This window comes from Acidovorax sp. KPB24-07, assembly GCF_057543315.1.
Genome location: NZ_BAAJYS010000190.1, coordinates 1 through 7,246 on the forward strand (window position 1 = coordinate 1; position 7,246 = coordinate 7,246).

The following is a 7,246-nucleotide window of genomic DNA, read 5'->3' on the forward strand; positions in this document are numbered from 1 at the left end:
GGCCGCCAGGATGGGGTTGCGCACGTGGCGCACGCCGGCCACCGCGCCGGCCGCCAGCGTGGCGCCCTCCATCAGCGCGGCATCCAGTTCATGGGTCGCGTCGGCGGTGAACACCGCGCCATGCCCGGCGTTGAAGAGCGGGCAATCTTCCAGCAACTGCACGGCCGTGCACACCGCATCGGCGGCGGAACCGCCCTGCTCCAGCACCGCCTGCCCGGCGCGCAGCACGTCCTGCAGCACACCGTGGTAGGCCCGCTCCTGCCGGGCGTCGATCTGCGCGCGGCTCAGCGTGCCGGCACCGCCGTGGATGGCGATCACCGGAACGGGACGGCCGGAAGGAGACGGAAAAACGGTCATGGAAGAGGCGGCGAAACCGGTCAGCGAAGTGGATGGGAGCGAATCAATCGGCCAGGCGAAAGGCGATCGGGAGCGATGGATGCGGCCGCCGTTCAGGCGCGGCCACTGCCCTTGGCAGCGGGCTTCCTGGCGGCGGTGTCGGCCGAGCGTGGCGCCAGCCGCGTGCGCGAGCTGTCGTGCAGCCAGGGCAGCACCGCCTCGGTCATGCGCGCCGCGGTCTTCACCGACTCCTTGGCCTGGTGCGCCACGGCGCTGGTGAGCGCCTCGATCATGGCCAGCGCCGACGATTCGGAATTGGCCGCGTACTGGTTTTCGGTCTGCGCGAACAGGCAGCCGTGGGCGAAGGGCACCAGGGGCGACTGCAGCCCGTCGGTCAATGCCAGCACGCGCACGCCGCGCTCGAAGGCGCCCTGCGCCAGCACGACGGTGTCGGTCAGGTAGCGGGGGTAGCTGATGGCGATGAACAGGTCTTCCTCGCCCATGCGCGGCAGCAGCCGCGCGCCGTAGGACGCACCCGCCACCCCGGCCAGCAGGTGCACGCCGTCGCAATGCGCATCCAGACCGCGCTGCAGCAGACCGGCGAGCCAGCCGCTGGCGCCGAAGCCGGCCAGGTAGATGCGCCGCGCCCCCACGATGGCCTGCACGGCGGCCTCGCACGCGGCCGGGTCCAGTGCCTCGCGCGTGGCGGCGATGTTGCGCTGGCTTTCCTCCAGCGCGGCGGCGAACACGTCGCCGATGCTGCTGGGCTTTTCCAGCTTGATGCGCATCTTCTCGATGGGCGCCAGCATGGCTTCGAAGCCGCGCACCAGTTCGGCCCGCAGCATGGGGTAGCCGTCCAAGCCAATCGCCCGTGCGAACCGGTTGGCCGTGGCAATGGACACCCCCACCGCTGCCGCCAACTCGTCGATCGGCATCGTGGCTGCTTGCAGTGGGTGGGCCAGCACGTAGTCCGCCATCTGCTGGTGCGACCGCGTGAGCGTGGGACGCACCCGCCCGATGCGGATGGCGATCGTCGGGGCTTCGATGCTCGGGTCGGGAATAGCTGACATGGGACAGGCGTCGGGTGGCGGAAAAGCGTTCGACCGCTTTTGATAAAAAATTTACAACACCGTCATATTAAAGAAAAAATTCAATCATTCAAAGAATTTTTACAAGCGCATGACGGGTCCCGTTGTCACGGCCACTCTCCCGCTGCCTCGGCGCACAGCGCGGCGCGCAAAGCAAAAAGCCCTGCGCGCGGCGCAGGGCTTCGATGGCTGGCGGGCCCTCAGCGGGCGGCCCGAGGTGCGAGGAACGATCAGTCCGCCTCGATCTTGGAGGCCTTCACCACCTGCGCCCAGTTGGCCAGATCGGCCTTCACCCGCTCGGCGAGCGGTTGCGGTCCCTGGTAGTCGGCGGTGGCACCCTGCTCCAGGGCCTTTTGCTGGAATGCGGGGTTCTGCACCACGGTGCGCACGTCGGCCACCAGCTTGTCCACCACCGCCTTCGGCACGTGGGCCGGTGCGAACAGCGCGAACCACGAGGTCGCATCCACTTTGGGGTAGCCTGCCTCGGCCGTGGTGGGCACGTCCGGCAAGCTGGCCAGTCGTTCCTTGCCCGTCACCGCCAGCACGCGCAGCTTGCCGGCCTGGATGTGGGGCATGAACGGTGGCGCGGTGCCGAAGGTCAGGTCCACCTGACCGCCCAGCAGGTCCTGCAGCGCCGGGCCGGTGCCTTTGTACGGCACGTGCACCATCTTCACGCCGCCCTGCTGCTCCAGCATGGCACCGGTGACGTGCTGCAGCGAGCCGTTGCCGGACGAGGCGTAGTTGAGCTTGCCGGGATGCGCCTTGGCGTAGGCGATCAGATCGGCCAGCGTCTTCACGGGCAGGCCGTCGCGCACGACGATGATCTGCGGCGCCGACAGCACGTTCGCGATGGGTTGGAAATCGCCCGGCTCCCATTGCTTTTGCCGGGTGAGCAGCGGTGAGATCACGTGATAGCCCGAGTACTGCATGAGCAGCGTGTATCCATCGGGCTCGGCCCGCTTGACGGCACCGGCGGCGATGTTGCCGTTGCCGCCGCCCTTGTTGTCCACCACCACCGACTGGCCCAGCACCGGGCCCAGGGCCTGCGCGAGCATGCGTGCGGACAGATCCGTGGTGCCGCCCGCGGCGGTGGGCACCACCAGGGTCACCGGCTTGTTCGGATAGCCGCCCTGCGCCCAGGCGGGGACGGCGAAGGCCGCAGCCAGCGCGATGGCCATCGCCGCCCTGCGACGGGATGCGCAAGGGGTGATCGCTGTCGTTGTCGTTATCGTTATCGTTGTCGTTGTCGTTGTCGTTGTCGTTGTCGTTCTCATGCCATGTCTCCTTGGTTTTTTGAAATTCAAAAGAAAAAAAGCCCTGCGGCGGCAGGTCGCGCCCCGCCCTCGGTCCGCACGGGCCGGTCGGCCTGCCGTCAATCCAGCTTGGCCCCGGTGTCCTTCACCGCCCGGCCCCAGCGCGCGAGGTCGTCCCGCACCAGCGCAGCCAGCTGCGCCGAGTTGCCCTTGTAGGGCTCGCACCCCACGGCGGCGAGCCGCTCGGCCACGTCTTTCTGCTCCAGCGCCTTGGCCACCTCGGCCTGCAGCCGCGCGACCACGGCGGGCGGGGTGCCGGCCGGCGCGAAAAGCCCGTACCACGGTGTCTGGCCGAAGCCCGCCAGCGTCTCGCCGATGGTGGGCACGTCCGGCAAGGCCGCCACGCGCCGCGTGTTCACCACGCCCAACACCTTGAGCTTGCCGGCCTTGATGAAGGCGATGGAGGACGGCAGGCTCTGCACCGACAGCGGCACCTGCCCACCCACCACGTCCGTGGCCGCCGCGGCGGAGCCCTTGTAGGGCACGTGCTGCAGCGTGATGCCCGCGGTCTTTTGCAGCATCTCGCCGATCAGGTGGTTGAGCGTGCCATTGCCCGCCGAGGCGATGGCGTACTGGCCCTGGTGCGCCTTGGCCAGCGCCACCAGCTCGGCCACGTTGGACGCGGGAAACGCCGGGTTCGCCACCAGCACGTAGCCCGCCGTGGCCAGCGGCGCCACCGGCTCGAAATCCTTCACCGGGTCGAACCCCGTGTGCTGGTAGAGCCAGGGGTTGATGACCTGCGCGCTGTCCGCCGTGAGCAGCAGGGTGTAGCCGTCCGGCCGGGCCTTGGCCGCCGCGGCCGTGCCCACGTTGCCGCCCGCACCGGGGCGGTTGTCCACCACCACCGGCTGGCCCAGTTGTTCCGACAGCTTTTGCGCCACCACGCGGGCGATCGCGTCGTTGGCGCCACCGGCCTGCTGCGGCACCACGAGGGTGATCGCGCGCTGGGGGTAGCCCGCCTGCGCCAGGGCCGTGCCCGCCATGCCGCACAGCAGCGTGCCCAGCGCCGCGCGGCGCGAGAGTGAATGCGTGTCCATCATTTTTGTCTCCTTGGGTTTTTGTCGATGCATCGCGCCGCGCCGGCCCGCGGGAAAGCCGCTGCCGCCCGGCGTTCAGGCGGCTTCGCGCGCCAGTGCCCGGTCGCGGATCGCCTCGAAGCCGTCCGGCACCGGGTGCAGGTCCAGCCGGCGCCCCGCCTTCACGATCTGGCTGGGAATGTCGTGGCCGATCAGCCCGGGCAGCCGGGCCGCCGCGGCGATCAGCTGCGAAAGATCCACGCCCGTGTCGTAGCCCATCCATTGAAGCGCGTGTGCGACCTCCTCGCTGCACACGTTGCCCGACGCACCCGGCGCATAGGGGCAGCCACCCAGGCCGCCGAGCGACGCATCGAAACGGTCCGCCCCCGCATCGATGGCGGCGAGCACGTTCGCCAGCCCCATGCCGCGCGTGTTGTGAAAGTGCAGCGTGAAATCCACCCCCGGCCAGCGCGCCCGGGCGGCGGCGGTGAGCTGCGCCACCTGGGTCGGATACGCCATGCCGGTCGTGTCGCACAGGGTGATGCCGCGCACACCCAGGTCGGCGAAGCGCTGCACCCAGCCGAACACCTGCGCCGGCGCCACGTCGCCTTCCATCGGGCAGCCGAACACGCACGACAGGGACACGTTCACCGCCACGCCCGCGGCCTGGGCGGTGGCCACCACCTGCGACAGCGCCGCGAACGACTGCGCGCGCGCCATGCGCAGGTTGGCCAGGTTGTGCGTCTCGCTGGCGGACATGACCAGGTTCAGCTCGTCGGTGTGCGCCTCGATGGCGCGCTCGGCGCCGCGCACGTTGGGCACCAGCGCGCTGTACACCGTGCCGGGACGCCGCACGATCTCGCGCATCACGATCTCGGCATCGCGCAGCGCCGGTATCGCCGTGGGCGAGACGAACGCCGTCACCTCGATCTTCGACAGGCCCGCCGCCGACAGCGCATCGACCAGCGCGATCTTGTCTGCCGTGGGCACGAAGGCCTGCTCCATCTGCAGGCCGTCGCGCGTTCCCACTTCCTGCAGGTGGATGCGGCGGCCGTTGCCGCTCCACACGCCGGCCCGGGCTTCGCGCGTTTCATCCGCCCCGTTCGACGGGTTGCGAGTCGCGGTCATTGGATCACCCCCTTGCTGCGCAGCAGCGCGATCTGTTGGGCGGTCAGGCCCGCCTCGGCCAGCACCGCATCGGTGTCGTCGCCCAGGTGAGGCGCACTGGAGCGGATCGTGCCCGGCGTGCCCGACAGCTTGGGCACGATGCCCGGCACCTCGACCACATAGCCGTCGCGCGTGGTCTGCGGCAGCAGCATGTCTCGGGCGCGGTAGTGCGGGTCTTCGGCGATGTCCTGCGCCGTATACACCTTGCCGGCGGGCACGCGGGCGGCGCCCAGGCCCTCCAGCACTGCCTGCACGGTGCGCCCGGCCGTCCATTCGCCGATGGCCGCATCGATCTCCGCCACCCGGGCCACCCGCCCGGCATTGCTGCCCAGGTCGGGCGCCGCCGCCAGGTCGGGCCGGCCGATGGCGTCCATCAGCCGCTTGAAGATGCTGTCGCCATTGCCTGCCACCAGCACCCAGCCATCGGTGCACGGATACGCGTTGGACGGCGCGATGCCCGGCAGCGCGCTGCCCGCTGCGTCGCGCACGGCACCGAAGGCGCTGTACTCGGGAATGAGGCTCTCCATCACGTTGAATACGGCTTCGTGCAGCGCCACGTCGATCACCTGGCCTTTGCCGCCGTTCACCTTGCGGTGGTAGAGCGCCGTCAGCACGCCCACGGCGCCGTGCAGCGCCGCCAGCGTGTCGCCGATGGAGACGCCCACGCGCACCGGCACGCGGCCGGGCTCGCCCGTCAGGTGGCGCAGGCCACCCATCGCCTCGCCGATCATTCCGAAGCCCGGCAGATCGCGGTAGGGGCCGGTCTGCCCATAGCCCGAGATGCGCAGGATCACCAGCCCAGGGTTGAGCGCATGCAGCGCCTCGGGCGACATGCCCCAGTCCTCCAGCGTGCCAGGGCGAAAGTTCTCGATCAGCACATCGGCCTCGGCGATGAGCCGGCGTGCGATGTCCTGCCCTTCCGGCTGGCGCAGGTCCAGTGCCAGCGAACGCTTGTTGCGCGACTGCACCTGCCACCACACCGAGGTGCCTTCCTTGATCAGCCGCCAGTTGCGCAGCGGATCGCCCGCGCCGGGCGCCTCGATCTTCACCACATCGGCCCCGAACTCGCCCAGCGTCTTGCCGCAAAACGGCCCGGCGATCAACTGGCCCATCTCGATCACCCGCACCCCGGCCAGGGCGGCGGGGGCTGCTGTCGTTTCCGTCGTCGTCATTCCTGTCGCGTCCCTTCGTTCGAATGGCGCGGATCATGCCGTGGCCCCCGCCCACCGCAAAACCCCGATGCGCGACGCCGCCATCGCAAACCGGCATGGCCGGCTGCCCGGCGGCAGTACCATCGGCGCCCATGAAGCTCGACCCGGTTTCCCTGCGCCTGTTCGTGGCGGTGATGGAAGAAAACGCCATCGCCCGCGCCGCGGCGCGCGAGCACATCGCCCCGTCGGCCGCCAGCCGGCGCCTGGCCGAGCTGGAGGGCACCCTGCAGGTGGAGCTTTTCAGCCGCAGCAACCGGGGTACCGAGCCCACCGACGCGGCGTATGCGCTGCTGAACATGGCGCGCGGCGTGCTCAACGAACTCGATGGCATCGCCCTGCAGATGCGCGACTTTCGCGCCGGGGTGCGGGGCCACGTGCGCGTGGTGGCCAACATCTCGGCCATCACCCAGTTCCTGCCGGCCGAGCTGCCGGCCTTCATGGCCGCGCACCCGCAGGTCCAGGTGCGGCTGCAGGAGCAGATCAGCAGCGCCATCGCCCATTCGGTGGCCGAGAACGCCGCGGACGTGGGCATCCTCAACCACGGCAGCTACGGCGAGCGCGTCGCCCTGCTGCCCTACCGCACCGACGAACTGGTGCTGATCGCCCCCGCCGGCCATCCGCTGGCCCGGCGGCGCTCGGTGCGGCTGGCCGATGCGTTGCCGTTCGACTTCGTGGGCGTGCACCCGGGCAGCGCCATCAACAACCAGCTCACCCGCGCGGCGGCCGAAGCGGGCCTGCCGCTCAAGCTGCGCATCCAGGTGACCAGCTACGACGCGCTGTGCCTCATGGTGTCCGCGGGCCTGGGCGTGGGCGTGCTGCCCCGCGGCAGCGCCCAGTTGTACCGCGCCACCCTGGCCCTGCGGCCCATCACCCTGGCCGAGCCGTGGGCGCACCGGCAGCTGTCGCTGTGCGTTCGGTCCGGGGAGCCGCTGTCGCGCGTGGCGCAACTGCTGGTGGAGCATCTTCGGGCACCGGCCGGGGGTGGCGCATGAGCCCTGCGCACCCCATGGCCTCCCCCCTGCGCTGGGACCTGTTCTGCCAGGTCATCGACAACTACGGCGACATCGGCGTGTGCTGGCGCCTCGCCGCCGACCTGGCCGGGCGGGGCCACGCCG

The 7,246-nt window shown here is 70.3% G+C and carries 8 protein-coding genes; 2 read left to right on the forward strand and 6 right to left on the reverse strand.

The annotated features are described in order from the left end of the window. From AC27IQ_RS16535 to AC27IQ_RS16560, 6 genes are all read right to left on the reverse strand, one after another. Positions 1-357: isoaspartyl peptidase/L-asparaginase (locus AC27IQ_RS16535; protein ID WP_487090101.1), on the reverse strand; the 357-nt coding region annotated here is incomplete at its 3' end. A gap of 92 nt (positions 358-449) precedes the next feature. Further along, positions 450-1,406 (reverse strand): MurR/RpiR family transcriptional regulator, encoded by a 957-nt coding sequence (locus AC27IQ_RS16540; protein ID WP_487090102.1) that lies wholly within the window; start codon positions 1,404-1,406, stop codon positions 450-452. A 248-nt stretch (positions 1,407-1,654) separates the two neighbouring features. Further along, on the reverse strand, positions 1,655-2,602 hold the full coding sequence (locus tag AC27IQ_RS16545; RefSeq protein WP_487090103.1) for a Bug family tripartite tricarboxylate transporter substrate binding protein: 948 nt from the start codon (positions 2,600-2,602) through the stop codon (positions 1,655-1,657). Positions 2,603-2,796: 194 nt separating this feature from the next. Next, entirely contained in the window at positions 2,797-3,774 is a 978-nt protein-coding gene (locus tag AC27IQ_RS16550) for a Bug family tripartite tricarboxylate transporter substrate binding protein (RefSeq protein WP_487090104.1), read from the reverse strand. A 75-nt stretch (positions 3,775-3,849) separates the two neighbouring features. Further along, entirely contained in the window at positions 3,850-4,881 is a 1,032-nt protein-coding gene (locus AC27IQ_RS16555; protein ID WP_487090105.1) for a hydroxymethylglutaryl-CoA lyase, read from the reverse strand. Continuing rightward, positions 4,878-6,092 (reverse strand): CaiB/BaiF CoA transferase family protein, encoded by a 1,215-nt coding sequence (locus AC27IQ_RS16560; RefSeq protein WP_487090106.1) that lies wholly within the window; start codon positions 6,090-6,092, stop codon positions 4,878-4,880. The genes AC27IQ_RS16555 and AC27IQ_RS16560 overlap by 4 nt, the downstream gene beginning before the upstream one ends. 131 nt (positions 6,093-6,223) lie before the next feature. On the opposite strand from AC27IQ_RS16560, the gene AC27IQ_RS16565 reads away from it, so the two are divergent. Both AC27IQ_RS16565 and earP read left to right on the forward strand, forming a co-directional pair. After that, positions 6,224-7,123 (forward strand): LysR family transcriptional regulator, encoded by a 900-nt coding sequence (locus tag AC27IQ_RS16565; RefSeq protein ID WP_272568647.1) that lies wholly within the window; start codon positions 6,224-6,226, stop codon positions 7,121-7,123. 14 nt (positions 7,124-7,137) lie between these two features. Then, on the forward strand, positions 7,138-7,246 hold a 109-nt coding region (gene earP, locus AC27IQ_RS16570; protein WP_487090107.1), incomplete at its 3' end, for an elongation factor P maturation arginine rhamnosyltransferase EarP.

What these genes read in the sequence shown, in the direction of transcription:
- AC27IQ_RS16540 (WP_487090102.1), bottom strand. Translation starts at nt 1,406, where the DNA reads ATGTCAGCTATTCCCGACCCGAGCATCGAAGCCCCGACGATCGCCATC.
- AC27IQ_RS16545 (WP_487090103.1), bottom strand. Translation starts at nt 2,602, where the DNA reads ATGGCCATCGCGCTGGCTGCGGCCTTCGCCGTCCCCGCCTGGGCGCAG.
- AC27IQ_RS16550 (WP_487090104.1), bottom strand. Translation starts at nt 3,774, where the DNA reads ATGGACACGCATTCACTCTCGCGCCGCGCGGCGCTGGGCACGCTGCTG.
- AC27IQ_RS16555 (WP_487090105.1), bottom strand. Translation starts at nt 4,881, where the DNA reads ATGACCGCGACTCGCAACCCGTCGAACGGGGCGGATGAAACGCGCGAA.
- AC27IQ_RS16560 (WP_487090106.1), bottom strand. Translation starts at nt 6,092, where the DNA reads ATGACGACGACGGAAACGACAGCAGCCCCCGCCGCCCTGGCCGGGGTG.
- AC27IQ_RS16565 (WP_272568647.1), top strand. Translation starts at nt 6,224, where the DNA reads ATGAAGCTCGACCCGGTTTCCCTGCGCCTGTTCGTGGCGGTGATGGAA.